Origin of the sequence: Pelagibacterium sp. 26DY04 (genome assembly GCF_031202305.1) — a bacterium.
In the GTDB taxonomy this organism is placed as follows: domain Bacteria; phylum Pseudomonadota; class Alphaproteobacteria; order Rhizobiales; family Devosiaceae; genus Pelagibacterium.
Genome location: NZ_CP101731.1, coordinates 3,049,162 through 3,073,798 on the forward strand (window position 1 = coordinate 3,049,162; position 24,637 = coordinate 3,073,798).

The following is a 24,637-nucleotide window of genomic DNA, read 5'->3' on the forward strand; positions in this document are numbered from 1 at the left end:
ACACCACAAGCTCCTTCTCGAAAAATGTGATCGTTCACGGTCCCCGAATAATGAATTCGGTTTACCCCCGTTTTGCCGAACCCGCCGAGCATCTACCTTGATCGCAGCGAACACAGGAGACCATCATGGCCCTCGATCTTACCGGACTGCATCACCTCACCGCCGTCACCGCCAACGCACGTGAGAATCTACGCTTTTACACTAAGGTTCTCGGCCTGCGGCTGGTCAAGCGCACCGTCAATCAGGACGATACCACCGCCTATCACCTGTTCTACGGCGATGGCCGCGCCAGCCCCGGCTCGGATATCACCTTCTTTGATTGGCCCACGCCGCCCGAACAACGCGGCACCCATTCGATCGTGCGCACCGCCTTCCGCGTCGAGGGTGAATCCTCGCTCGCCTGGTGGAAGGAGCACCTGGACGCCAACAACGTCAAAACCTCCGATATCGCCGAGCGCGCCGGTCACATGTCGCTCGATTTCGAGGATTTCGAAGGCCAGCGCCTGCGTCTGGTCAACGATACCCGTGCGGGCGGCGCCCATCCCTGGGACAAGAGCCCCGTCCCGGCCGAGCGGCAGATCAAGGGCCTGGGCCCCATCACCATGAGCGTTCCCGATCTCGCCCGCACCGAGCCGGTGCTGACGACCGTGATGAACATGCGCAAGGTCCGCACCCATCCGGCCACCACCGGGCAGGGCGAGGTCCACGTCTTTGCCATGGGCGATGGCGGAGCGTCGGCCGAATTGCACGTCGCGGTCGAGCCCGACCTGCCCTTCGCCCGCCCCGGCGCCGGCGGCGTCCATCATGTTGCGTTCAGAACGCCCGACAAGGCCCAGTTCGACAAATGGGTAGCCCGCGCCGCCCAGGCCGGCCTGCGCACCTCGGGGGAAGTGGAGCGCTATTATTTCACCTCGCTCTATTTCCGCGAGCCCAATGGCATCCTGTTCGAAATCGCCACTGACGGCCCCGGCTTCGATGTGGACGAGCCCATGGAAACCCTGGGCGAACACCTCGCCCTGCCGCCCTTCCTCGAGCCCAAGAGGGCCCAGATCGAGGCGGGACTGAAGCCCATCGACTGACCAGCCCCAAAAGAAAAGGCCCGGGATCGCCCGGGCCTTTTCGCTTTCACTCCAGCAGGCTTTGGGCTGTTCTCACCAGCCCGATGAACTCGGCCCGCCGGCCGTTCGCGTCCTCGCCTCTCCCCTCTTGGGCCAGCGCGGCGATCTCGTCCCAATCCATCGCCGCCAGCCAATCCGATCCGCGCAGCTTTTGCCCGAACGCAGCCACTGCCGTCGCGAATGCGATATCCCCCTCCATCGCCACCTCGCCCACCGGGATCGGCGCCTCGATCAATTGCGAGGCCTCGGCGTCCGATTCCTTGTAGCGCAGCTTGAACCAGCCATATTCGCTCCCTTCCCCGCTCGGGGTCGCCTCGTTGCCATAACGCAGCGGATCGACCAGCCCGCGCGCGCCCACCGGCGTGATCTCATAGATGGCCGTCACCGTATGTCCGGCCCCGATGTCCCCTGCATCGACCGCGTCGTTGTTGAAATCCTCGCGCGCCAGGGCCCGCGTCTCATAGCCGATCAGCCGGTATTCCGAGACCATTTCGGGATTGAATTCCACCTGGATCTTGACGTCCTTTGCGATGGTCACAAGCGTGCCGCCCATCTGTTCGACCAGCACCCGCCGGGCCTCGGTGTAGCTGTCGATATAGGCGGCGTTGCCATTGCCCGCCTGGGCCAGGCTCTGCATGGTCTGGTCGTTGTAATTGCCGGTGCCGAACCCGAACACGGAGAGGAATATCCCCTCGTCGCGCTTGTCTTCGATCAGCCGCTCCAGCCCCTCGGGATCGGCTATCCCGACGTTGAAATCCCCGTCCGTCGCCAGCAGCACCCGGTTGGTGCCTCCCTCGACCATCGCCTGCTCGGCCAGCCGATAGGCCGCTTCGATCCCCTCGGCCCCCGCCGTCGATCCGCCCGGCATGAGGTTGTCGAGCGCGGCGAGGATTTCCGCCTTCTCGCTCCCCTTGGTGGGCTCCAGCACCACCCCGGCGTTCCCCGCATAGGTGACGATCGAAATCGTATCCTCGGGGCCCATCTCGTTGACGAGCATGGCAAAGGCCCGCCTGAGCAATGGCAGCTTGTCGGGCGCATCCATCGAGCCCGAAGTGTCGATCAGCAGCACGAGATTGGCCGGAGGAGCCGTCTCGAGGTCCACGCTCTCCCCTTCGATCCCGATATGCACCAGCCGGTTTTCCGGATTCCACGGCGAGTCGGTGACGCTGATCTCTGGCGCGAACGGCGCATCGTCCTGCGGGGAGGGATAATCGTAGTCGAAATAGTTGATCAGTTCCTCGACCCTGATCGCCTCGGCGGGCGGAACCTGGCCCGTCTCCAGCATGCGCCGCACATAGGCATAGGAAGCGGTATCCACGTCGATCGAAAAGGTCGAAACCGGCGTCTCGCGAACCGTATGCACCCCGCCCTCCTCGAAGCCTGCGAACCGGTCCCCCTGCTCGGGCTCGGCCAAAACCACGGGCAGTTCGGACATCTGCCTTTGCACCATGGCCGGAGCCGCCGGGGCGATTGCCGGCGCCGGCATGGGCGCCGGGGCAATCGCTGCATCGCTACTTTCCATCGGGCTTTCCGCTTCGGCGGCGGCCGGCGTTTCCACCACCTGGTCCGCCTCGCGCGCAGCCGGTTGCGCCTCGACGGACGCCGAGGAGTCCGCCCGCTCCCAAAGCTGGTCGATGGGGCTCAACGCCGTCTGGTTCATCATCGCCACGCCGAGCGGCAGCACGGCGATGGCGGCAAGTCCGGCGGCCAGTGAAACGCGCATATCCATTGTCCAATTCCCTTTAAATCTGGAAACAATGGATCTGAGACGCCCCCCCTCCGACGATCCTTGGCGGGAAGACGCATTTTTTTCATCCTCGACGCTGCTTTGCCCGTGCGCCGCATCGAAGGCCGCCATCGCCGCCGCCATCGCCGCCTCGCGCGCCGCGAGGCTGGGCGGCGGGGTCGCTGGTTTCATCGCTGATCTAAGCTTGTCGTCCATGGTCGTCATACCAACCCCTTGAGGGCCTTCTTGGCCTCATGCACATACCAGGAGACCGTTGCTTCCCTCACATCCATGATGGCGGCCGCTTCGGCGTGGCTCATGTCCTCGCCATAGACCAGCAGCACCGCATCGCGCTGCTTTTCGGGCAGGGCGCGCACCGCCCGCCAGATCTGGGTCTGGGTTGCCGCGCTTTCCTGGTCGGCCGGCGCCGCCTCGGCGCTGACCAGCTTGAGCGCGGCGATCTGCCGGCTGCGCCGCGCGCCCTGCCGCTGGCGGTCGCGCACCGCATTGAGCACGATGCGATAGAGCCAGCTCGTGAACGCGGAACGCCCGTCGAACCCTGCAATCGCCGTGGCGAGCTTGATGCAGACGTCCTGGGCCACATCCTCGGCATCGGCCCGCTCGCCGCACCATTTATAGGCCGTGCGGTAGAGAAAATCGTAGTGCTCGGCAACGAGCGCCGCGAACGCCGCCCGGTCGCCGCGAGCCGCGCGCGCTACCGTGTCGTCCGCTGCCCGTCTCTCGTCCACGCTCGCCCTTCGCCTTCACCCGCGCCTATTTGCACGTGTGACGATTGGCGCGGCAATATCCTTGGAATTTTTTCTTCGCCGAAACTATGACAGGGGCCAGACATCATTTCCCGCCAGGAGCTTGCAATGACCGAGCCCGTAAAGCCCAATTGGGGCAACCGCATCGTCCTTTTGATCTTCGGCGTCGTCGCCATCGTCACGATTGGCGCCACGATTTTCGGGACATTGAACGAATGGGACGCGGGCAATTTCCGCTCCGACCAGGAAGCCGCCGAGGCCGCCGCCGAAGCCGAAGCCCTGGCCGCCCAGCAATCGGCTAACCCGTAACCGTGTCACGCTGGGTAAAGGCGTAGTGATCGCGGATATGGGCATTGAAGAACCGCCCTTTCGACGTCGCCTGCCGCAGCCTGTCGTATACCTTGGGCGGCACATCCCGATAATCATAGGCCCGCCCCGAAGGCACGAACCAAATCGTCAGCACCTGCCGCTCCGGATCATATTCGGACCGTTTGATCACGCTTGACGGCATGTCGATCTCCGAACCGGGCACCCGCCCGCTCAAAAGAAACGATCGACACGCCGCGATGGTTCACGGGACGATCGGCGCGTAAAACGCAGGGCTGTAGTCGGCCCACCTCTCCGTCTCGTCATCTTCGTGGTGCCCCGTGATCCGCAAGCCACAGAAGAGGTTAAGCCCCGCCTTCGCCGCGCGCCCAATATGTCACCCCGGGCTTGCCCCGGAGCAAGGTGCGCGCCGCTGTGGCAGCTTTCCACAGGCTGACCGCCATCACTCCGGCGCGACCAGAGCAACGGTGGGGAAATATGTCCGATAACGGCTTGGATCCCGCGTCAGCAGCGGCAATCTCGAGATCGCCGCCTGCGCCCCGATGAAAAAGTCGGGCAAAACGCCGCTGCGTGTTCCGCCCGCCCGCCGGTATTGCACGAACACTTTTCCCGCCAGAAACAGCGCCGCACGCGGCATTTCGAGAAACTCCAGGCCAGCCAACGCCACGAAATCGTCGAGCGCCTCGATGCGCTGGTAACGCACGGAAAGCTCGGCATAGATCGTATCGTTGATCAACAATGGACCATTGAGGCTGGCCGCCTCGAGCTGCGCCGCCGACCAATCCGCCCAGTTGGGGTCGTCGGTCACTAGGTCCAAAAGAACGTTGGTGTCGACGAGGATCATGCCTCCCCGCGCGTCAGCGCCAAAATGGCGTCGGTCCCCAGCCCTTCGCCCGCATGACCCCGCAGTTTGTCGAACCGCCTTTTCTGCTCCTTGCCCGCGCGGCGAAGCACGATGTTTCCATCCGGCGCGCGGACGAAATCAACCTTGCTGCCCGGTTCAATCCCGAGCAAATCCCTCACCGGCTTAGGGATTGTCACCTGCCCCTTCACCGTCACCGTCGTCGCCATAGCGAGCCTCAGAGTAGTACCTATAATGCACAAAGGTATTACCATGCAGCCCGCCTTTCAAGTCTTGGTCTTGGTTGGACTCGGCGGGTGTCAGCTCGGGTCAACGCGCGGCGAAAATCGCGATTTTCGAGAACCGGAGCAGAGCACGCATATGTATGTGAGCGCCGGCGCGGAAGATTGCGATTTGCAGCCGCCCCCCCATCTCAAGCCACCAGCGCCGCCGGCACCGCTTCGGCAATGAACCCGCCGCCCAGCACCTGCGCATCGTCGCTGTCGTCCGAATAGAGCACGCACGCCTGCCCCGGCGCGATCCCCGTTTCCCCGGCGATCAGCGTCACATACACTTCGCCGTCGCGCACCTGCACCACGGCCTCCTGCGGCGCGCGGGTAGAGCGTACCTTGGCCTCCAGCGCCAGCCCGTTGCCGGTTGCCATCTCGACAAGCGGCCTGGGGCCCAGCCAGTTGACGTCCCGCAGCCGCACCGTATGGGTCGAGAGCGCCGAACGCGGCCCCACCACCACGCGCTGGGTCCTGGCATCGAGTCTCAGCACATAAAGCGGTTCGCCCGAGGCGATTCCCAGTCCGCGCCGCTGCCCCACCGTATAGTGGATGATCCCCTTGTGCTGGCCGAGCACCGTGCCGGCGGTATCGACGATCTCTCCGGGCTTTTCGGCCTCCGGCATCAACTTCTTGATCACGTCCGAATAGCTGCCGCGCGGCACGAAACAGATGTCCTGGCTGTCGGATTTGTCCGCGATCGCCAGCCCCATCTCCCGAGCCAGCGCGCGGGTTTCGTCCTTGGTCATGTTCCCCAGCGGAAAGCGCAGGAAGTCGAGCTGCCCCGCCGTCGTCGCGAACAGGAAATAGGTCTGGTCCTTGTTCCCGTCGAGCGGGCGCAGGAGCTGCCGCTTGCCGTCCACCAGCCGCGAGCGCACGTAATGTCCTGTCGCCAGGCAGTCTGCCCCCAAATCCCGCGCCACCTCCATCAAATCCACGAACTTGACCGACTGGTTGCACGAAACGCACGGGATCGGCGTCTCGCCCAGCGCATAGCTCTCGGCGAACGGCTCGATTACGGCCTTGCGGAACCGCTCCTCGTAATCGAGCACATAGTGCGGAATACCCAGCGTCGCCGACACGCGCCGCGCATCGTGGATATCCTGCCCCGCGCAGCACGATCCCTTGCGGAACGTGGCTTCGCCATGGTCGTAGAGCTGAAGGGTAACGCCGATCACCTCATAGCCCTCACGGGCCAGAAGTCCGGCAACGACGGAAGAATCGACGCCGCCCGACATTGCGACGACGACACGCGTTTCGCCCGGCGCGCGGTCGAAACCAAGAGAGTTCACCATTTTTCTCATCCGGTTGGGGTCAAGGGCCAGCGGACAAACCGCAACCGCCAATGGCGGCGCGCTAAGGACCGGCTATTTACGCCCATTGGCTTCAGACTTCAACACCGCCGCCCCACACACCTGCTTCTCCCTTGCAACGGATGCCCCCTCAGCTTGCTCTCGTTTGATAACTGCCCAACCCCTCCACCATCGTCGTCTTCGGGCCTGACCCGGAGACCCGCAAGGCTCCCGCGAATCCCGAAGAAGTTTCTTGCCCCACCTTCCCCACGCCACCGTCGCCCCGGCATTTTTTGCCCCCACTCACCTTTTTTGCCGCCCTCACCTATCAAATACCAACCACCAACCTATTGATGGCGTTTCGTTTTCTTCCCAAAGCCACTTGGCACCCTCTTTGCATGAAGCCTTCCTGACCAAGTGTGTACACCCCAAGAGTTCGACGGCAGTGACCAACCCGATCGCCATCGCCCCCAAATCCGCCCCCCTGCTTGGCGCGCCCATTGGCAAGCTCGCCGCCAGCACGCCGACCGCGCCCGATTTCGCCGGCCTCATCGCCGTGAACGAACCAGCCGCGTCCGGCCGGACCATCGGCGCATCTCCGGCAAACCCGATGCCGGCCGATCTCACCGCCACCCCCGCGGCAATCGAACTCGCCTCCGAACTTTCCGCGCTTCTCGAAAAGCTCTCCGGTCTTTCGGAAAAGCTCAAGGACGGCCCGCTGGACGAAATCGATCTCGACGAACTCGAAAACCTGCTCGCCGGCATCGAAATCCTTCTCGATCGAGGCGCACCCCTGCCTTTGCCGGAAACGCCGGCTTTTGCCGCCCTCGCCGATCTCACCTCCGCCCTCGGCCTCGACACCGCCGAGAGCGCGACGGCGCCCTTCGATGCCCTCGCGGGCCTTTCCGCCGAGGTCGCCGACAATCTGCGTGAAACCGCTCCCGAGCTGGCCACCCGGCTGACCGGGCTCGCCCGCACCCTGGACGGGCACGCGGCGGCGATCCAGTCCGCGCTCGCCGACGAACAGGCCATAGCCGCGACCTCGATCCGCCATATCGAGAGCGAAACCAGGCTCAACGCCGCCGCGACCATCGAGGAACAGGCCACCGCCACCGCCGAGCAAAAACCGGCCCAGCCCGCACCCGAAATCACCCTCAAGGACGCCGCGCCGCAATCGGACCGCTCGCTCGTCAGGGACGGCCAGCAACCGGCCCCCACCGCCGATGCCCGCCCCGCCCAGCCGCAATCCAGCGCTGCCACCGGCACCGCCGCTTCCACTGCTCCGACAGCGCCCGAGCTCGAAACACCCGATGGCCTCACCATCGCCCCGCCCCAGTCCCAGGCCCCCACGCCCGGCACTTCCTCCGCTATCCGCCCCGAAGGCGCGCTCTACCAGCGGCCCGAGGTGCAGGTGAACCTGCCCCACATCGCCGCCGAGATTTCCCGCCACGTCCAGAACGGCACCTCCCGTTTCGAGATCAAATTGAATCCCGCCGAACTGGGCCGCATCGACGTGCGCATGGAGGTCGACACCTCCGGCAACGTCGTCGCCCGTCTCGCTGTCGAGCGGAGCGAAACCCTCGATCTGCTCCAGCGCGACCAGCGCGCCCTCGAACGCGCGCTCGCCGATGCGGGGTTGGACTCGGCCAAGACCGAGCTCGAATTTTCGCTCCAGCAGGGGGGCGGAAATGCCCATGACGAGCCCGAAAAATCCCCCTGGCGCACAACAATTGCTGTGAACGCGGGTACAGACCCGTCGATCACAACCACAAACGCAGATCCCAATCCGTATATGCGGGGCTATGCACGGCTCGATGCCGTCAACCTTTGGGTATGAGGAATTAGACAATGGTCGACGCAGTTTCCAACACCACCTCGAGCGGATCGAGCCTGGGCTCCTCGCGCCAGACCATTGCCGACAATTTCGATACCTTCCTGCAACTGCTGATCACCCAGCTCAAGAACCAGAACCCGCTCGAACCGCTCGACACCAATCAGTTCACCCAGCAGCTCGTGCAATTTACTTCGGTGGAACAACAGCTTAAGACCAACGAGTTCCTTGAGGCGATGATGCAGTCATCCCAGAACTCGACCAATTCCCAGGCGGTGGGCTATGTCGGCAAGACCGTCACCGCCTCGGGCGCTTCCACCGATCTGGTCGACGGCTCGGCGAGCTGGATCTACCGCATTGAAAACCCCGCCGAAAACACCACCGTCACCATCAAGGACGCCAACGGCAACACCGTCTATACCGAGTCCCTGTCGCTCAAGGCCGGCACGGACCGCATCGTCTGGGACGGCACCACCAACACCGGTGAAAAGCTCACCTCCGGCCGCTTCACCATCACCATCGATGCCCGCAACACAAACGGCCAATATGTCCCGGTCACGACCGAGATGATGGGTATCGTCGAGGGGGTCGATGTCAGCGGCACCGAGCCCTATCTCATCATCGGCGACCTGCGCATTCCGCTTTCCTCGGTCACCGCCGTGCACGCCGATATGCCGCCGCCCGCCCAGGACCCCGATCCCGAAGACCCCGGCAACCAAGAGCCCAATCCCGAAGCGGAAGCGGCCTAGCCTTTTATCCTATCTCCTTGATTTTGCTCGCACTGCGCCCGCATGCCTCGCGTTTTGCGATGGCATTCTGCATGTCTTATTAACTGGTTGTAAGTTTCCGCTTAGCCAATTTTTAAGCCACACGCGTTAGTGTGAACTCTGGTTATGGTCAGGTTGAGTAGAGAGTAAAATGACCGTACAGATGCGTCCGCGCGTAAAGTACGTGATCGGGCCCGATGGCAGTCCGCTGACCATCGCCGATCTTCCGCCGCCCAATACGAAGCGCTGGGTTATCCGTCGCAAGGCCGAGGTCGTGGCCGCCGTTCGCGGCGGGCTCCTGAGCCTCGAAGAGGCTTGCGAGCGCTATACCCTCAGTGTCGATGAATTCCTCAATTGGCAGGCTGCCATCGACAAACACGGCCTTGCCGGCCTGCGCACCACTTGGATTCAGCACTACCGGGAAGGTTGAGCCACGCTCCTCCACCCCCGCTTTATGCGCATCAATCTCCAAAACCCGTCGCGCCCCGCGTGACGGGTTTTGTGTTTCTGCGCTTCGTTAAGATTTTCCCCAGCCTATCCACGCCCCGTTCACCCCAAACCGGCAGGATTTGCCGGTTTTTTGCATTATGATAGAGCCGGTTAACACCTTGTTTACCATACGCTAGGCATATTTTGCCCAGTGGGCTCGGCGATTTGGTTTGCCCGCATATCTAGACGTATCGGGCAGAGGGCGCCGCGTGAATCAGTTGGGGGAATTGCTGGGCAAGCTCGGCGTGGCACGTATTGCCGCCATGGCGGTGGTCGCCGTCATGCTCATCGGCTTTTTCGCCTTCATCATCGTCCGCTCGACCGCTCCCCAGCTCGCCCCGCTCTACACCAATCTCGAATTCGACGATTCGGCGGCCATCATCGAGGCGCTGGGCGTCATGGGCACGCCCTATGAGATCCGCTCCGAGGGCGCGACGATCCTGGCCCCGCGCGACCAGATCACCACCATCCGCATGTCGCTGGCCCAGGATGGCCTGCCGGCCCGCGGTCAGGTCGGCTACGAAATCTTCGACAACCAATCGACGCTCGGCGCCACCAGCTTCGTTCAGAACATCAATCACATCCGGGCCCTCGAAGGCGAACTGGCCCGCACCATCGGCGCGCTTTCACGCGTCCAGAGCGCGCGTGTGCACCTTGTCCTGCCCGAACGCGAACTGTTCCGCCGCGACATCCAGGAGCCTTCCGCTTCCATCGTTCTCACCGTCCGCGGCCAGCTTTCGTCCGGCGAAATCCGTGCCATCCAGCACCTTGTCGCCTCGGCCATCGAGGGACTTTCGCCCAATTCGGTTTCGATCGTCGACAGCTCCGGCACCCTTCTGGCCTCCGGTTCTGGCGAAGGCGAAATCTCCGTCACCGCCCAGGCGCTCGAGGAACGCACCCTGGGCATCGAAAGCCGGATGCGCACCCGCATCGAAGAACTGCTGGCTTCGGTCGTCGGCCTGGGCCGGGCCCGCGTGCAGGTTGCCGCCGAACTCGATCTCAACCGCTCCACCCGTACGTCCGAAGTTTTCGATCCCGAAGGCCAGGTCGTGCGCTCCTCCCAGTTGGTGGAATCGGGCGACCAGTCCACCGGCCCCGGCAATACGGGCGAAGTGACCGTCGCCAACGAATTGCCCGGCGCAAGCGAGCAGGGCACCAACGGCGCCGGCGGCACCCAGCATTCCTCGTCTTCGCTCGAAGAAACCCTCAACTACGAGATTTCCTCGACCACCGAGACCCAGGTCACCGAGGCCGGCGGTATCGAACGGCTTTCGGTCGCCGTGGTCGTTGACGGCATCTACACCTATGACGAAGCCGGCACGGCCACCTACGAGCCCCGCAGTCAGGAAGAGATCGACCAGATCACCGCGCTGGTGCGCACGGCCATGGGCTATGACGAGTCGCGTGGCGATCAGGTCGAAGTGGTCAACATGCAGTTTGCCGAACGCCCCGGCATCGAAGCGGGCACCGAGGCCCCGGGTCTGTTCGAATTCACCCAGGCCGACCTGATGCGCTTTGCCGAAATGGCCGTCACCCTGCTGATCGCCCTGGCGCTGGTGCTCTTTGTGATGCGTCCTCTGGTCAAGAAGGTGCTCACGCCCGAACCTCAACCCCTTGCCCTGCCCCCCGCCGCCAGCGTTCCGGCAGAATATCAGGAGCCCGAGGAAGACCCCGCGGCCCTTGCCCGCGCCCGGGAAATGGCGACCGAAGCCTGGCTGGAGCAAGCCAAGTCCCTGGGCGAATCCCAGGTCAAGGCCCTCAAGATGGTCGGCGAACTCGTCGAGGAAAATCCAAAACAGGCTTCGCTCATCGTGCGCGACTGGTTGAGCGAAGCGGCATAGGACGATTATGGCGCTTACCGAACCCTCAAACGCTTCACTGACCACCGATCCCATGCGGCAGGGAATTCAGGTGGGAGCAGACGCGACCCAGCGCGAGATGCGCGGCGACGAAAAGGCCGCTGCCCTACTTTTGGCGCTCGGCCCCGATTTTGGCCGTCCCATCCTCGAAGAGCTCGACGAGATCGAGATCCGCGTGCTCTCGCGCGCCATGGTGCGCCTGGGCCCCATCACCCAGGAAATGCTCGATGAACTTCTGGCCGAGTTCATCATGGGCGTCTCCTCCACCGGCACCATGGCGGGCAATACCGACACCACCGAACGCCTGCTGCTCTCCTTCCTGCCCCAGGATCGGGTCGAGCAGATCATGGAGGAAATCCGCGGCCCTGCCGGCCGTAACATCTGGGAAAAGCTTTCCAACGTTCAGGAAGACATCCTCGCGAGCTATCTCAAGAACGAGTACCCCCAGACCATCGCCGTGGTGCTCACCAAGATCACGCCCGATCATGCTTCCCGCGTTCTCTCCGTCCTGCCCGAAGAACTGGCCATGGACGTCGTCCAGCGCATGCTCTCGATCGATCCGGTGCAAAAGGAAATCCTCGAAAAGATCGAATCCACCCTGCGCACCGAGTTCATGTCGACGCTCTCCCACACCCAGCGCCGCGACAGCCATGAGCAGATGGCCGATATCTTCAACGCCTTCGACCGCCAGACCGAGGCGCGCTTCATGACCGCGCTCGAAGATCTCAGCCGCGACAGCGCCGAGCGCATCAAGGCGCTGATGTTCACCTTCGACGACCTCACCCGCCTCGAATCCGCGGCCATCCAGACGCTCCTGCAGAATTTCGACAAGCGCGAAATGGCCCTCGCCCTCAAGGGCGCATCGGATCAGGCGCGTGACTTCTTCTTTGCCAACATGTCCGCCCGCGCCGCCGGCATGATGCGCGACGACATGGAAGGCATGGGCGCGGTGCGATTGAAGGACGTGGACGAGGCCCAGGCCCGCCTTGTCAACACCGCCAAGGATCTGGCGGCGCGCGGCGAGATCGTCATCAACAAGGGCAAGGCCGATGAGGAGATGGTCCTGTGAGCGTCGCCCACAAATTCACCTTCGACCTTGATCTCGCCCGCAAGCCGCCCGCCAACAAGGTGCTGCCCGAGGACGAATTCAACCAGCTTCTCGCTGCCGCCCGCGAGGAAGGCTATCGCCAGGGCGTGGCCGCAGGGCAGAAGGCCGTCGAGGCGCAATCGGCCACCGCTCTCGCCAAATCGGCTGAAAAGCTCGCCGTCCAGGTTGCCGAGATGGTCGGAACCATCGAAGCCTACGAACAGCGGCACCTCGCCCAATCGGTCGAACTCGCCGCTTCGGTGGGCCGCAAGCTGGCCGCGCACCTGCTAGCCCGCCAGCCCCAGGCCGAAATCGCCGCGCTGATCGGGGAATGCATGGCCTCGCTGGAGAACGCCCCGCATCTGGTGATCCGCTGCCATCCCGATCTCTGCGACGCGGTCAAGACGATTGCCGAGGAGCGCGTGAAGGTTTCGGGATTTGCGGGTCGCCTCGTCGTTCTGGGCGATCCCGACATCCGGCTCGGCGATGGACGTCTCGAATGGGCCGATGGCGGGCTTGTGCGCGACATCAACGCCATTTCCAGTGAAATCAACACCCGCATCTCCGCCTATCTCGCGGCCCGCGGCGCCAAGCAGGGAGACTGATCCATGGCCAATGGCGACGACGACATCCACACCGCTCCCGGCGGCATCTCCTTTGAGGAAATGCTTGCGGACATCGACAGCGGCGAAACCGCTGCCGGCGAAAAATCCGCATCCGATCTCGAAGCGGTCTTCGACGTTCCCGTCCGCCTCTCGGTGGTCCTGGGCCGCACCAAGATGCCGGTGGCCAAGCTTTTGAAGATGGATATCGGCACCGTGGTCGAACTCGACCGCCAGGTGGGCGAGGCCATCGACATCTATGTCAACGACCGTCTCGTCGCCCGCGGCGAGATCGTCCTGGTCGAGGGGCGCCTGGGCGTCACCATGACCGAAATCATCAAAGCCGGTTAGTTCCGGGGAGAATTAGACAATGCGCTTACTCATCATCGGTGCTCTCGAGGGACAACTCAGCCAGGCCTCCAAGATGGCCATGGATGGCGGCGCCAAGGTCGCCCATGCGGCAACCATCGATGTTGCGCTCGCAACCCTGCGCTCGGGCAAGGGCGCCGATCTGCTGCTGGTCGATGTGATGGTCGATATCCCGGCCCTGATCGCCGCCCTCGAAGCCGAACGCATCCACATTCCGGTTGTCGCCTGCGGCACCGAGACCAATGCGGCGGCGGCGGTCAACGCGATCCGCGCCGGCGCCAAGGAATATATCCCCCTCCCCCCCGATGCCGAGCTGATCGCCGCCGTGATCGCCGCCGTGGCGCGGGAAAATTCCGATCTCCTGTACCGCGATCCGGCCATGGCCAAGGTCGTGAAACTCGCCGATCAGATTGCCGGCTCGGACGCTTCCGTGCTCATCACCGGCGAAAGCGGCACCGGCAAGGAGGTGATGGCCAAATACCTTCATGCCCGCTCCAAGCGCGCCAGCCGCCCCTTCATCTCCATCAACTGCGCCGCCATCCCCGAACACCTGCTCGAATCCGAACTGTTCGGGCACGAAAAGGGTGCTTTCACCGGAGCCGTCGCGCGCCGCATCGGCAAATTCGAGGAGGCCAATGGCGGCACGCTTCTGCTCGATGAAATCTCGGAAATGGATTTCCGCCTGCAGGCCAAGCTGCTGCGCGCCATTCAGGAACGGGTGATCGACCGCGTCGGCGGCACAAGGCCGGTGCCGGTCAATATCCGCATCCTTGCCACCTCCAACCGCGACCTGGCGGTCGAAGTCAAGGAAGGGCGCTTCCGCGAGGACCTTTTGTTCCGCCTCAACGTGGTCAACCTCAAGCTCCCGCCCCTGAGGCAACGTCCCGGCGATATCGTCGCCTTGGCCGAGCATTTCGTCGCCCGCTATTCGGCGGCAAACGGGCTCACCCAGCGCGTGCTTTCCCAGGCAGCGCGCGACGAGCTGCTCAAGGCGCCCTGGCAGGGCAATGTCCGCGAGCTTGAAAACACTCTCCACCGGGCCGTGCTGCTTTCCGAGGGCAACGTCATCGAGCCCGACGCCATCCGCATGCCCGATGGTACGGGGCTGGCCGAGGCGGTCGCCAGCCACTCCCTCGCCAGCCAGGCCGCCCAGGCCGCCGAAGCGGTCTCCCGCTCGATGGTGGGACGCACGGTGGCCGATGTCGAGCGCGATCTGATCCTCGATACGCTCAGCCATTGCCTGGGCAACCGCACGCATGCGGCCAATATCCTGGGCATTTCGATCAGAACGCTGCGCAACAAGCTCAATCAATACGCCGATGAGGGCGCCAATATCCCAGCCCCCGGCGAGCCCCGCATTAGCGCCGCATGAGCGTAGCGGCGCCCCTCCCGCCCGCGCCTCCGCCCCTTGCGGGCGCGAACCGTGGCGTGGGAAGCGCCGCCGCGCCCCGCCAGACCGCACCATCGCAAACCACCCGGCAGACCATGACCGACACCGCCCCCGCCCGTTCCGGCATTCCGATGGGCCGCCTTAATGACATCTTCGAGGTTATCCGCCAGTCCAACGCCGGGCTGGCGATTGGCGTTGTGGCCATTCTCGCCGTGCTGGTTCTGCCCATGCCGGCGATCCTGCTCGATATCCTTTTGACGATCTCGTTCGTCTTCTCGGTGATGATCCTGATGACGGCGCTGTTCATCCAGACGCCGCTCGAATTTACCTCCTTTCCCACAGTGCTGCTGGTTTCCGCCATGCTGCGCCTGGCTCTGAACCTTGCCTCGACCCGCCTCATCCTGGCCGAAGGCCACAATGGCGTCCACGCCGCGGGCCAGGTGATCGAAGCTTTCGGCAACTTCATCACCAAGGGCAATTTCGTCATCGGGATCATCGTTTTCGCGATCCTGCTGATCGTCAATTTCGTCGTCATCACCAAGGGTTCGGGCCGCATCGCGGAAGTCGCGGCGCGCTTCAACCTCGACGCCATGCCCGGCAAGCAGATGGCCATCGACGCCGATCTGTCGGCTGGCCTCATCGACGAAAACGAAGCCCGCACCCGCCGCAAGAACCTCGAGGACGAAAGCTCCTTCTTCGGCGCCATGGACGGCGCCAGCAAATTCGTGCGCGGCGACGCCATTGCCGGCCTGCTCATCACCTTCATCAACGTCATCGCCGGCATCATCATCGGTACGCTGCAGATGGGCCTGCCCATCGGAGAAGCCGCCAACAATTATACGCTGCTCACCATCGGCGATGGCCTGGTGAGCCAGATCCCGGCGCTCATCGTTTCGACCGCCGCCGGCATCCTTGTCTCCAAGGCCGGCGTCACCGGTTCTGCCAACAAGGCGCTGACCACCCAGTTCACCTCCTATCCGGTGGCGCTGGGCATGAGTTCGGGCGTTATGTTCCTCATGGCCCTCGTCCCCGGCATGCCGCTCATCCCGTTCGTGACCCTGGGCGGCGCGGTCGGCTATCTCGCCTGGACCACCTCCAAGCGGCAGAAGGCGCAGCAGGCCGAAGTGGCCAAGGCTCAAGCCGTGGAGCAGGTCGCCAAGGCAGCCGCGAACCCCACCGAAGCGCCGATCACCGACAGCCTCAAGATCGATGAACTCAAGCTCGAACTCGGCTACGGGCTGCTGAGCCTCGTCAAGGAGGACGATTCCGGCACCGATCGGCTGACCGAGCAGATCAAGGCGCTGCGCCGCCAACTTGCCACCGAGCTTGGCTTCGTGATGCCTTCGGTGCGCATCCTCGACAACATGCAGCTCGAGCCCAGCGTCTATAAGATCAAGATCAAGGAAGTCGAGGCCGGCCACGGCGAGGTCCATGCCAACCAGCTCATGGTCATGGACCCTTACGGCAACAAGATCACCCTGCCCGGCCAGCACACGGTCGAGCCCACGTTCGGCCTGCCCGCCACCTGGATCGATGCCGCTCTGCGCGACGAAGCCGAGGTGCAGGGGCTCACCATCGTCGACCCCTCGACGGTGATCTCCACCCATTTGACCGAAGTGCTCAAGGCCAACACCGCCGACCTTCTAAGCTATGCCAACGTCCAGTCCCTGCTCTCGGGACTCGACAAGGACCAGCAGAAACTCGTCGAGGACATCGTCCCCTCGCTGATTTCGGTCTCCGGCATTCAGCGCGTGCTCCAGGGCCTGCTCGCCGAACGCGTCTCGATCCGCGACCTGCCGACCATACTCGAAGGCATCGCCGAAATCGCCGGCAGCGCCCGCAACACGAGCCAGATCATCGAGCATGTCCGCGCCCGCCTCGCCCGCCAGATCTGCGCCGCCAATCTGGGCATGGATGGCAATCTGCCGCTCCTGACCCTCTCACCCAATTGGGAGCGCGATTTCGCGGAAGCCATGGTGGGTGAAGGCGAGGAACGCCATCTCGCCATGGCGCCGTCCAAACTCCAGCAATTCATCGCCGGCATCCAGAACGGTTTCGAGAACGCCGCCCAGATGGGCGAAATCCCCGTGCTGATCACCTCGCCCCATATCCGCCCCCACGTCCGCGCCATCATCGAGCGCTTCCGGCCACAGACGGTGGTGATGAGCCAGAACGAGGTTCATCCCCGGGTCCGGCTGCGGACGGTCGGCAGCATCTGAAACAAAAAAGGGGCCCGATCGGGCCCCTTTCCTTTATTCCGCCGCCACCGGCCTTGCGGCCGGGGCCGGGCTCGCATCGAGAGCCTCGATATCCTCAGTGGTATCATAGACCGCCTGGTCCAGGATGCCCTGGCGCTTGGCGACGATGGTGGGCACCAGCGCCTGCCCGGCGACGTTGACCGCCGTACGGCCCATGTCGAGGATCGGGTCGATCGCCAGCAGCAGACCAACGCCTTCAAGCGGCAGCCCCAGGGTCGAAAGCGTCAGCGTCAGCATGACGGTAGCGCCGGTGAGGCCAGCCGTCGCGGCCGAGCCGATCACGGCGACGAAGACGATCAGCAGATATTCCTGCAGCCCGAGATCGATGCCGAAGAACTGCGCCACGAAGATCGCCGAGATCGCCGGATAGATCGAGGCGCAACCGTCCATCTTGGTGGTTGAGCCGAGCGGCACGGCAAAGCTCGCATATTCACGCGGCACGCCCAGGTTCTTTTCAGTCACCCGCTCGGTGATCGGCATGGTGCCGACCGATGAGCGCGACACGAAAGCGAACTGGATCGCCGGCCAGGCCCCCTGGAAATAGCGGATGGGGTTGAGCCCGTGCACCGACAGCAGCGCCGGATAGACAATCAGCAGCACCAGCGCCAGCCCGATATAGATCGCCGCCGCGAACCAGCCGAGCTGGGCCAGCGTATCCCAGCCATAGACGGCCACCGCATTGCCCAGCAGGCCCACGGTCGCGATCGGGGTCAGGCGGATGATCCACCACAGCAGCTTGTGGATGACCTTCAAAAACGAGCGGTTGAGCGCCAGGAACGGCTCGGCCGCATCGCCCACCTTGAGCGCGGCGACGCCCACGGCGATCGAGATCACCAGGATCTGGAGCACGTTAAAGCTCAGGCTGGTCGATGCTCCGCTATCGTTGAGCGAGGTCGAAGCCTGCAGCCCGAAGATGTTGGCCGGGATCAGCCCGGTGAGGAAATCGAGCCAGGAGCCGGTACGCGAGGGCGCCCGCGCCGCAGCTTCCGTCACCGCCGTATTGAGCCCCGGCTGGATGATCAGCCCCAGCGCAATGCCGATGACGACGGCAATAAGCGCTGTGATCGCGAACCACAGCAGCGTCTGCCAGACCAGCCGCGCCGCATTGTTGAGCTCGCGCAGATTGGCGATCGAGGCCACGATGGCCGTAAAGATCAGCACCGGCACGATGGTGCGCAGCAGGGACACAAAACTCGACCCGACGGTCGAAAGCGTCTGGGTCAGCCAGTTGGGCCCATCCGCGCCCGGTCCCATCTGGCGCGCGATCAAGCCGAGCACGAGGCCGATGACGAGCGCGGCCAGGACCTGGAAGCCGAAGGATGTGTAGAACGGCCCGCGCGGCCGCCTTGCTGAAATTGCAGTCGTAGATGACATCATTGCCTCGCATCGATGACTGCGCATTGCGCGCAGTGCATAAGGATTGGGCAAGAATCTACGCCTCGAGGCGCAAAACGCCAAGGTTCCGCTGTACTGCGCCCAGCCAAGGCGGCGGAATATCGTCCCACCGTTTCGCTGTCGCGTGGAAAAATTAGTAAGCGGTACGATCCCGCAGCGCCAGGATGCGGTCGGCAACCGGGCCGCTCCCGGTAGTGTCGGCCGGCGCGGACAGTTCCTCCACTTCGAACCCGTCGGCGAATTTGCGCACCTTGTCGAACAGGCTCTCGGTCAATTCCGGCTCATCTTCGGCGTCGCCCGCATAGACCAGTCTCGAGACGTCCGATGCAATGGTCTGCAGCCGCTCGCGCAGCGCCTGTGCATCGAGACGTTCGGTTTCCCAATCGTTCATGATCGTCTCCTGCAGTCCGGCAACGCTCGCCTCGATGCGGGCGGACTGCTCCTGTTGGGAAAAGTCTTCCGCCAGCAGGCGGGGCTGTCCGTCGGTCTTGGCCGGGCCGGCCGGCGCCGCATCCGTTTCGGCAAGCAGGGCATTGAGCCGGCTTTCGGCCCCCGAAATCCGCGCCTCGGCACGGCGCAATTCCACCCGCGCCTCGCTTTCGGGGTCGTTCTTGGCGAGCGTATCGCGCAGCATGGCGATAGCCTCGTCCTTGAGCCCGCTCTTTTTCTTCTTTTCGAGCCGCGCCAGCAGCATGCGCGTCTGGTCTTCGAGATAGGAATTGCGCTGCCGCTCAATATTGAGCGCCGTCAGAAGATCCTCCACATCGGCGCGATAGTCCCCGGTCAATTGTTCGGCGCTCACCGGCTCGACGGCTTCGGGCACCAGCGAAGGATCGATATCGGTAAGATCGACATCTGCCTGGCGCAGCCGCGCCGCAAGCGCCGCCGAATCGCGTTCGAGATCGCGGATGCGCGCCACCAGTTCCTGCTCGCGTGCCGTAAGGCTCTCGATGGCGCTGAACTGCTCGTCGCGTTCGCTGCGCAGGGCGGCAAGCTCGATATTGGCGGCATCGAGCGCAACGACCCGCTGGGCGATCTGCTCGCGCAGCGCCTCGATCTTGAGCTGATGCTTGCGCAACGTAATGGCGAATTCGGCCCGCAGCTTGTCCTTGTCGGCCCTGAATTCGGCGAGGGTCACCGGCGTCACCGCCTCCATGCGGCGCTTGGTCAATCGCACCGCACGACGCCAGAAAGCCGGCCCGATGCCGATTGCAATCAGCGTCGCGGCAAGAAAGCCCAGCGCCAGATACATTGCATTCTCGATGACCATATGCCTCTCCCCGCCGGGAAGCCTGACAAAGCCCGTGGCGACAACTTTACGCGATCGAAATCGCGCCGTCATCTCACAGCTATGGCATGGCGTCCACTGGGACTTCGCTTCTGTGCGAACTCGCAGGGTTCAGAATGGGTTCCACGTGGGTTCGCGGGTGAAGTTGAGATACCCCACCGCAACCCCGGCCCGCAGCCCGACGCCCGAGCTGATTGGCACCACATAGACATCGTTGAGCTTGAGCGCCGTCATGCCGATGCCGCCAACGGCAAAGATCGATCCCTCGACACCCGGATAGCGATCGTAGATCGCCTCGACCGCGGGAAGGTTATAGACCAGCATCATCACCCGGCTGCCGTCGGCACCGATATTGAGCCCCAGGCTCGGTCCCTGCCAGAACACCTGATGGGTGCCGGCATTGCGGGTGTACATGGTCCCGTCGCCATATTTGGCGCCGATGAACAATGCCCCGCCTCCCTCCTGGCCCAGGATATAGGCGTTGGGCTGGCCGTACTGTTCGAAGGCCTGTTCGATCACCGATGCCAGGCCCTGGGCCACCGATCCGAAGAACTGATGGCCGGCGGTGAGAATTTCGTCGCTGGAATAGGTCTCCGACAAGGACCCGCCTTGCTGGGTCTGCACCGGGCCTTGCGCCGGCAGCTGCGCCTGGGCATGAGCCGGCGCGGCCGTGGACAGAAGGCCCAGGGAAAGAACCAGTGCCGCCAAAAGGCGATTGATGCTCACGTTAATGCTCCCTCGCGTTCGGTATCGCGATATGCGTGCCCGGTTAACCAAGGCCAAACGGCCCCTGCGCTAGAATCGACCGGTCCGCCCCCAACAGCATAGCGGTTCATGAAGCGATAATGCGGCAAATTGGTAAACAAATCTTAACCCTTACAAAGTCTTACGCGACTTTCTGCGTCCTCGCTCTCGTTCTGCTGGCCGCCCCTGCCCTGGCCCGGGAAAAAGCCATTGTCACCAACGTGCTGACCGGTGTCGCCATATCCGGCTACGATCCTGTGGCCTATTTCACCGAGGACGCCGCCATCCAGGGCAGCCCGCTTTACGAACTGCAATGGAGTGGGGTCACCTGGTATTTTTCCTCGGCGGCCAACCGCGATGTGTTCGCGCGCGCCCCGGAGGTTTACGCTCCGCTTTTCGGCGGCCATTGCGCCATGTCCATGGCGCGCGGTCACCTTTCCCAAGGCAATCCGCAGATTTTCCGCATCGTCGGCGGGCGGCTGATGCTGTTTTATTCAATCGGCAACCGGGCAGCCTTCGACCTGTCCCCAGCCAATGCCCTGGTCCAGGCCGCGGCCAATTGGGACGAGTTGCCGGACTCCCGCTCCGCCCATCTCCAATAAATTGGGCGCAACCGCCTTCCGGCGGGCAGCTTTGCGTTGCCCTGCCGCACTTGCACTATAAAGTGCTGGAACATTGATTCGAGTGACAATGACGCGGCGCATCAGCCGCCGAACCGAGCGAAAGGCGAGAAGGCCATGACGAGCATTGTGGAACTGGAAGCGGCCGATCTTGCCGCATTGCTGTGCTCGCGCGTTTGCCATGACCTTATCAACCCGGTTGGCGCCATCGGCAACGGGCTCGAAGTGCTGGCCGATCCGTCCCAGGCCGAAATGCAAGGCTTTGCCAAGGAGCTGATCGAGAACTCGACGCGCCAGGCCCGCGCCAAGCTCGAATTCGCCCGCCTCGCCTTCGGCGCCTCCTCCACCGCCGGCACCGATATCGACACCCGTGAGGCCGATCGCGTAGCGACGCTTCTTATGGCCGGGGAAAAGGCAGACCTTGAATGGAAGGTCACGCCCATGCTCCTGCCCAAGAACAAGGCCAAGCTGCTGCTCAACATGCTGCTGATCGCGGTGGCCGGCGTTCCGCGCGGCGGCACGGTGACCGTCGAGGTCGAGGGGGAAGCGGGCCGCGAAAGCTTCACCATCACCGCCACCGGTCCCAAGACCCTGATCCCCAATGCCGTGCAGGGGTTGATCGCCGGAACCCCCGAGGATGGCAGCGTGGACGCGCGCGGCATCCAGCCCTTCTACACCGGCGTCCTCGCCCGCCTTTCGCACATGGGCCTCAATCTCAGCCTCGACGGCGACGTCCTGCGCTTCACCGCCGACCCGCTGCCCCACGACATCGACTGAAAGCCGACCTGTTCGGCTGACGGGTACGCCTCTAACTCGTCGTAGTGGCCAGAGAACCGAGGGGTGAATGGGTGACCGCTCGCCATTACCCATTCGCTAACCAATATGGCTTTAGACTTCGCGCCGTCCCGCCTGTCTTTTAGAGGGATGGAGCATGAAATCCTGCCTGATCGTCGATGATTCCAGCGTGATCCGCAAAGTTGCGCGGCGCATTCTGGAAACCATGGATTTCATCGTCGATGAAGCCGAGGATGGGCAGGAGGCGTATGAAAAATGCGCCCGTGAAATGCCCGACGTGATCCTTCTCGATTGGCAGATGCCCATCATGAGCGGGCTTGAATTCCTGAAGGCCCTGCGCGGTTATTCCGGCGGCGACAAGCCCAAAGTCGTCTATTGCACCACCGAGCGCGACATCGGCCACATCGCCATGGCCCGCAAGGCCGGCGCCAACGATCACATGCTCAAACCCTTCGATCATGCGATGCTGGAAGCCAAATTCCAGTCCTATGTCTAGAGCGTGTCCAGCAAAAGCATGTCCGCGGCGTGACCGGGGATGGAAACGGTTTTGCGGTTCGGACACGCGACAGAACAAGGACTTAGAGCATTGAAGCGATTCGGAGAAAAGCGGAAATGCTCTAGCGAGCGTTTCGCGGCTCGGAAGCGCGCCCAAGCAAAGACTTGGAGCAATTGGAACGTGCCGAAGAAGAGCTGAAACGCTCTCGTTTCCACACATATGCGTGAAAACCGGTCCCGTTTTCCGTAAAATCGAGTTATGATCAAAATTGGGTAGAGCCCCTTTTGGGCAATACCTCGAACGGCGTGGTGTGCCCGCGCCTTGGGGGAAGTGTGACGGCACCCCGCGCTCCTTTTGACCGAGGAGGCCAGGTATGCCTGTGTACCCCGAACAAGCCTATGCACATGCCAGCGACGCCGATATCGCCGTCCGCCCCATCACGCCCGGCGATGTCTTTGATGCCCTTGGCAAAGGGACGGCCGACTTCTGGCGCCATCCTTCGCACTATCTCTTTATTGCTCTTATCTACCCGCTCGTCGGCATCGCACTGGCGGTCTGGAGCGCTGGCGGGGCGACCTTTGCCCTGCTCTACCCTTTGGCTGCCGGCTTTGCCCTGATCGGGCCGGTCGCGGCTCTGGGGCTTTACGAATTGAGCCGCCGCCGCGAACGCGGCGAGGACGACGACCCCCGCCATGCCCTGGCGGTGCTGCACCACCCCGCCATCGGCTCGATGACTGCGGTCGGGTTGCTGCTCGCCGTTCTCTTCATTCTTTGGATAACGGCCGCCGGAGCCATTTACGAGGCCCACTTCGCCATCGACCCGCCCACCACCCTCATGGGGTTGATCACCGAAACGCTGACCACGGCCCAGGGATGGAGCCTGTTGTTCTGGGGCAATCTGGTTGGCTTGATTTTCGCCCTCGTGGTTCTGGCCACCACGGTCATCGCCTTCCCCCTGCTCGTCGACAAGGGCGGAAGTCCAGGGCGCGCCATCGGCACCTCCCTGCGCGCCTTCGGCAAAAACCCTGTTCCCATTCTCCTCTGGGGCGCGGTCGTCGCATTGATCCTGCTGATTGCCTCGATCCCGCTCTTTGTGGGACTGGCGATCGCCCTGCCCATCCTCGGGCACGCCACCTGGCACCTTTACCGCAAGCTGGTGCCTTGAAATAAGAAAGGTCCCGCGCGGGGATTGTCGCGCGGGACCTTGCAAAACTCTGGCTAAAGCGCCGATCAGGCGCTTTCGGCCATCTCGGTTTCGTCGGGCTCGCGCAGCACATAGCCGCGGCCCCAGACGGTTTCGATGTAGTTCTTGCCGGCCGTGGCCACCGAGAGCTTCTTGCGCAGCTTGCAGATGAACACGTCGATGATCTTGAGTTCCGGCTCGTCCATCCCACCATAGAGATGGTTGAGGAACATTTCCTTGGTGAGTGTCGTGCCCTTGCGCAGCGAGAGCAGCTCGAGCATCTGGTATTCCTTGCCCGTCAGATGCACGCGCTGGCCACCCACCTCGACCGTCTTGGTGTCGAGGTTGACCGATAGATCGCCGGTGTTGATGACCGACTGGGCGTGCCCCTTGGAGCGCCGCACGATGGCGTGGATGCGGGCGACCAACTCGTCCTTGTGGAACGGCTTGGTCATGTAGTCGTCGGCCCCGAAGCCGAGCCCGCGCACCTTGTCCTCGATGCCGGCGAGGCCGGACAGGATCAGGATCGGGGTCTGAACCTTCGCAACGCGCAGCGTGCGCAGCACTTCATACCCGCTCATGTCCGGCAGATTGAGGTCAAGCAAAATGATGTCGTAATCATAGAGCTTGCCCAGATCGACACCTTCCTCACCGAGGTCGGTGGTGTACACATTGAAACTCTCGGATTTGAGCATCAACTCGATGCTCTGCGCTGTCGCGCTGTCGTCCTCTATCAAGAGCACACGCATGCCAATCCCCTTATCCAACACATCCCTTGCTGGGACCGAGCCCGGATCGATCCGCGACCCTTAACCAAACCCTACTGGGTACGATTCGAACCTACCGGTAATTAGTTAACAAAGTTTAATTCAGTCGGGCAATATGCGAGCTTCATTAACTGAATAAGGTGTTAATGCATTGAAATATAAGGATAAATCGGCAGAACTTTTCTTAATGCACAACGTTAAGAAAGCCCTTCAAGCGACTCTTGGGACTCACTGAAACAAAGCTATGGGGGAAAAGAGCGCACGCGCAAGGGCGCGGCGAAAAATTTTGCTCAACTTCTGGCAATATCGCCATAACCTTAAGGATGAGTTACCAATGTG

At 63.1% G+C, this 24,637-nt stretch carries 25 protein-coding genes; 15 read left to right on the forward strand and 10 right to left on the reverse strand.

The genetic code is table 11. From position 1 onward, the window contains the following. The first annotated feature begins 125 nt into the window (after positions 1-125). Complete coding sequence (locus tag NO932_RS15090; protein ID WP_309208122.1) at positions 126-1,079, forward strand: ring-cleaving dioxygenase; 954 nt, start codon at positions 126-128, stop codon at positions 1,077-1,079. Positions 1,080-1,125: 46 nt separating this feature from the next. Here the strand turns inward: NO932_RS15090 and NO932_RS15095 are convergent, their stop codons facing one another. Then, a complete protein-coding gene (locus NO932_RS15095; protein ID WP_309208123.1) occupies positions 1,126-2,847 on the reverse strand; it encodes a VWA domain-containing protein in 1,722 nt (573 codons plus the stop codon). 218 nt (positions 2,848-3,065) lie between these two features. After that, positions 3,066-3,593: a sigma-70 family RNA polymerase sigma factor gene (locus tag NO932_RS15100; protein ID WP_309160205.1), complete on the reverse strand. Its 528-nt coding sequence runs from the start codon at positions 3,591-3,593 to the stop codon at positions 3,066-3,068. 126 nt (positions 3,594-3,719) lie between these two features. Here NO932_RS15100 and NO932_RS15105 point away from each other — a divergent pair, with 126 nt between their 5' ends. Then, positions 3,720-3,920, forward strand: coding sequence for a hypothetical protein (locus NO932_RS15105; RefSeq protein WP_309160204.1), 201 nt, complete (start codon positions 3,720-3,722; stop codon positions 3,918-3,920). Here NO932_RS15105 and NO932_RS15110 read toward each other — a convergent pair. The 4 genes from NO932_RS15110 to mnmA all read right to left on the reverse strand — a co-directional run bounded on the left by NO932_RS15110 (position 3,910) and on the right by mnmA (position 6,361). Continuing rightward, positions 3,910-4,122, reverse strand: coding sequence for a KTSC domain-containing protein (locus tag NO932_RS15110; protein ID WP_309208124.1), 213 nt, complete (start codon positions 4,120-4,122; stop codon positions 3,910-3,912). The two genes, NO932_RS15105 and NO932_RS15110, sit on opposite strands and share 11 nt — an antisense overlap. 258 nt (positions 4,123-4,380) lie before the next feature. Continuing rightward, positions 4,381-4,782, reverse strand: coding sequence for a type II toxin-antitoxin system VapC family toxin (locus NO932_RS15115; protein WP_309208125.1), 402 nt, complete (start codon positions 4,780-4,782; stop codon positions 4,381-4,383). Then, positions 4,779-5,009, reverse strand: coding sequence for an AbrB/MazE/SpoVT family DNA-binding domain-containing protein (locus tag NO932_RS15120; protein WP_309208127.1), 231 nt, complete (start codon positions 5,007-5,009; stop codon positions 4,779-4,781). The genes NO932_RS15115 and NO932_RS15120 overlap by 4 nt, the downstream gene beginning before the upstream one ends. Before the next feature lie 203 nt (positions 5,010-5,212). Beyond that, positions 5,213-6,361, reverse strand: a complete 1,149-nt coding sequence (mnmA, locus tag NO932_RS15125) for a tRNA 2-thiouridine(34) synthase MnmA (protein WP_309208128.1) — start codon at positions 6,359-6,361, stop codon at positions 5,213-5,215. Positions 6,362-6,803: 442 nt separating this feature from the next. Here mnmA and NO932_RS15130 point away from each other — a divergent pair, with 442 nt between their 5' ends. From NO932_RS15130 to flhA, 9 genes are all read left to right on the forward strand, one after another. Continuing rightward, on the forward strand, positions 6,804-8,195 hold the full coding sequence (locus tag NO932_RS15130; protein ID WP_309208129.1) for a flagellar hook-length control protein FliK: 1,392 nt from the start codon (positions 6,804-6,806) through the stop codon (positions 8,193-8,195). Between the two features lie 11 nt (positions 8,196-8,206). Next, on the forward strand, positions 8,207-8,938 hold the full coding sequence (locus NO932_RS15135) for a flagellar hook assembly protein FlgD (protein ID WP_309208131.1): 732 nt from the start codon (positions 8,207-8,209) through the stop codon (positions 8,936-8,938). Between the two features lie 169 nt (positions 8,939-9,107). Then, the gene (locus NO932_RS15140) at positions 9,108-9,386 is read left to right on the forward strand and encodes a DUF1153 domain-containing protein (RefSeq protein ID WP_014131558.1); all 279 of its coding nucleotides are present in this window, start codon (positions 9,108-9,110) and stop codon (positions 9,384-9,386) included. Between the two features lie 268 nt (positions 9,387-9,654). Then, positions 9,655-11,286 carry a flagellar basal-body MS-ring/collar protein FliF gene (fliF, locus tag NO932_RS15145; RefSeq protein WP_309208133.1) on the forward strand — a complete coding sequence of 544 codons (1,632 nt, stop codon included), beginning with the start codon at positions 9,655-9,657 and terminating at the stop codon, positions 11,284-11,286. Positions 11,287-11,293: 7 nt separating this feature from the next. Then, entirely contained in the window at positions 11,294-12,373 is a 1,080-nt protein-coding gene (gene fliG / locus NO932_RS15150) for a flagellar motor switch protein FliG (RefSeq protein WP_309208134.1), read from the forward strand. Next, positions 12,370-12,996 carry a FliH/SctL family protein gene (locus NO932_RS15155; RefSeq protein ID WP_309208136.1) on the forward strand — a complete coding sequence of 209 codons (627 nt, stop codon included), beginning with the start codon at positions 12,370-12,372 and terminating at the stop codon, positions 12,994-12,996. Before fliG ends, NO932_RS15155 begins: the two co-directional genes overlap by 4 nt. Positions 12,997-13,056: 60 nt before the next feature. Next, positions 13,057-13,344: a flagellar motor switch protein FliN gene (fliN, locus tag NO932_RS15160; RefSeq protein WP_309163716.1), complete on the forward strand. Its 288-nt coding sequence runs from the start codon at positions 13,057-13,059 to the stop codon at positions 13,342-13,344. A gap of 19 nt (positions 13,345-13,363) precedes the next feature. Continuing rightward, complete coding sequence (locus NO932_RS15165; protein ID WP_309208138.1) at positions 13,364-14,734, forward strand: sigma-54 dependent transcriptional regulator; 1,371 nt, start codon at positions 13,364-13,366, stop codon at positions 14,732-14,734. A 113-nt stretch (positions 14,735-14,847) separates the two neighbouring features. Continuing rightward, positions 14,848-16,971, forward strand: a complete 2,124-nt coding sequence (gene flhA, locus NO932_RS15170) for a flagellar biosynthesis protein FlhA (protein ID WP_309208140.1) — start codon at positions 14,848-14,850, stop codon at positions 16,969-16,971. 33 nt (positions 16,972-17,004) lie between these two features. Here flhA and NO932_RS15175 read toward each other — a convergent pair whose 3' ends face one another. The 3 genes from NO932_RS15175 to NO932_RS15185 all read right to left on the reverse strand — a co-directional run bounded on the left by NO932_RS15175 (position 17,005) and on the right by NO932_RS15185 (position 20,419). Further along, positions 17,005-18,387: a dicarboxylate/amino acid:cation symporter gene (locus NO932_RS15175; RefSeq protein WP_309208142.1), complete on the reverse strand. Its 1,383-nt coding sequence runs from the start codon at positions 18,385-18,387 to the stop codon at positions 17,005-17,007. A gap of 151 nt (positions 18,388-18,538) precedes the next feature. Continuing rightward, the gene (locus tag NO932_RS15180) at positions 18,539-19,675 is read right to left on the reverse strand and encodes a hypothetical protein (protein WP_309208143.1); all 1,137 of its coding nucleotides are present in this window, start codon (positions 19,673-19,675) and stop codon (positions 18,539-18,541) included. 129 nt (positions 19,676-19,804) lie between these two features. Next, positions 19,805-20,419, reverse strand: coding sequence for a DUF1134 domain-containing protein (locus tag NO932_RS15185; RefSeq protein WP_375142767.1), 615 nt, complete (start codon positions 20,417-20,419; stop codon positions 19,805-19,807). 119 nt (positions 20,420-20,538) lie between these two features. Here NO932_RS15185 and NO932_RS15190 point away from each other — a divergent pair, with 119 nt between their 5' ends. The 4 genes from NO932_RS15190 (at position 20,539) to NO932_RS15205 (ending at position 23,513) form a co-directional block, all read left to right on the forward strand. Continuing rightward, positions 20,539-21,039 carry a YHS domain-containing (seleno)protein gene (locus tag NO932_RS15190; protein WP_309208144.1) on the forward strand — a complete coding sequence of 167 codons (501 nt, stop codon included), beginning with the start codon at positions 20,539-20,541 and terminating at the stop codon, positions 21,037-21,039. Positions 21,040-21,174: 135 nt separating this feature from the next. After that, positions 21,175-21,834 carry a histidine phosphotransferase ChpT gene (gene chpT / locus NO932_RS15195; protein WP_309208145.1) on the forward strand — a complete coding sequence of 220 codons (660 nt, stop codon included), beginning with the start codon at positions 21,175-21,177 and terminating at the stop codon, positions 21,832-21,834. A gap of 154 nt (positions 21,835-21,988) precedes the next feature. Beyond that, complete coding sequence (locus NO932_RS15200) at positions 21,989-22,348, forward strand: response regulator (RefSeq protein ID WP_309160188.1); 360 nt, start codon at positions 21,989-21,991, stop codon at positions 22,346-22,348. A 373-nt stretch (positions 22,349-22,721) separates the two neighbouring features. Beyond that, positions 22,722-23,513 carry a DUF2189 domain-containing protein gene (locus NO932_RS15205; protein WP_309208146.1) on the forward strand — a complete coding sequence of 264 codons (792 nt, stop codon included), beginning with the start codon at positions 22,722-22,724 and terminating at the stop codon, positions 23,511-23,513. 65 nt (positions 23,514-23,578) lie between these two features. Here the strand turns inward: NO932_RS15205 and ctrA are convergent, their stop codons facing one another. Further along, positions 23,579-24,280, reverse strand: coding sequence for a response regulator transcription factor CtrA (gene ctrA / locus NO932_RS15210; RefSeq protein ID WP_309160186.1), 702 nt, complete (start codon positions 24,278-24,280; stop codon positions 23,579-23,581). Positions 24,281-24,637: the final 357 nt, after the last annotated feature.

What these genes read in the sequence shown, in the direction of transcription:
- NO932_RS15120 (WP_309208127.1), bottom strand. Translation starts at nt 5,009, where the DNA reads ATGGCGACGACGGTGACGGTGAAGGGGCAGGTGACAATCCCTAAGCCG.
- ctrA (WP_309160186.1), bottom strand. Translation starts at nt 24,280, where the DNA reads ATGCGTGTGCTCTTGATAGAGGACGACAGCGCGACAGCGCAGAGCATC.
- chpT (WP_309208145.1), top strand. Translation starts at nt 21,175, where the DNA reads ATGACGAGCATTGTGGAACTGGAAGCGGCCGATCTTGCCGCATTGCTG.
- NO932_RS15205 (WP_309208146.1), top strand. Translation starts at nt 22,722, where the DNA reads ATGCCTGTGTACCCCGAACAAGCCTATGCACATGCCAGCGACGCCGAT.
- fliN (WP_309163716.1), top strand. Translation starts at nt 13,057, where the DNA reads ATGCTTGCGGACATCGACAGCGGCGAAACCGCTGCCGGCGAAAAATCC.
- NO932_RS15200 (WP_309160188.1), top strand. Translation starts at nt 21,989, where the DNA reads ATGAAATCCTGCCTGATCGTCGATGATTCCAGCGTGATCCGCAAAGTT.
- NO932_RS15110 (WP_309208124.1), bottom strand. Translation starts at nt 4,122, where the DNA reads ATGCCGTCAAGCGTGATCAAACGGTCCGAATATGATCCGGAGCGGCAG.
- NO932_RS15090 (WP_309208122.1), top strand. Translation starts at nt 126, where the DNA reads ATGGCCCTCGATCTTACCGGACTGCATCACCTCACCGCCGTCACCGCC.
- mnmA (WP_309208128.1), bottom strand. Translation starts at nt 6,361, where the DNA reads ATGGTGAACTCTCTTGGTTTCGACCGCGCGCCGGGCGAAACGCGTGTC.
- NO932_RS15105 (WP_309160204.1), top strand. Translation starts at nt 3,720, where the DNA reads ATGACCGAGCCCGTAAAGCCCAATTGGGGCAACCGCATCGTCCTTTTG.
- NO932_RS15190 (WP_309208144.1), top strand. Translation starts at nt 20,539, where the DNA reads ATGCGGCAAATTGGTAAACAAATCTTAACCCTTACAAAGTCTTACGCG.
- NO932_RS15140 (WP_014131558.1), top strand. Translation starts at nt 9,108, where the DNA reads ATGACCGTACAGATGCGTCCGCGCGTAAAGTACGTGATCGGGCCCGAT.
- NO932_RS15135 (WP_309208131.1), top strand. Translation starts at nt 8,207, where the DNA reads ATGGTCGACGCAGTTTCCAACACCACCTCGAGCGGATCGAGCCTGGGC.
- NO932_RS15115 (WP_309208125.1), bottom strand. Translation starts at nt 4,782, where the DNA reads ATGATCCTCGTCGACACCAACGTTCTTTTGGACCTAGTGACCGACGAC.
- flhA (WP_309208140.1), top strand. Translation starts at nt 14,848, where the DNA reads ATGACCGACACCGCCCCCGCCCGTTCCGGCATTCCGATGGGCCGCCTT.
- fliG (WP_309208134.1), top strand. Translation starts at nt 11,294, where the DNA reads ATGGCGCTTACCGAACCCTCAAACGCTTCACTGACCACCGATCCCATG.
- NO932_RS15175 (WP_309208142.1), bottom strand. Translation starts at nt 18,387, where the DNA reads ATGATGTCATCTACGACTGCAATTTCAGCAAGGCGGCCGCGCGGGCCG.
- NO932_RS15095 (WP_309208123.1), bottom strand. Translation starts at nt 2,847, where the DNA reads ATGGATATGCGCGTTTCACTGGCCGCCGGACTTGCCGCCATCGCCGTG.
- NO932_RS15180 (WP_309208143.1), bottom strand. Translation starts at nt 19,675, where the DNA reads ATGGTCATCGAGAATGCAATGTATCTGGCGCTGGGCTTTCTTGCCGCG.
- NO932_RS15165 (WP_309208138.1), top strand. Translation starts at nt 13,364, where the DNA reads ATGCGCTTACTCATCATCGGTGCTCTCGAGGGACAACTCAGCCAGGCC.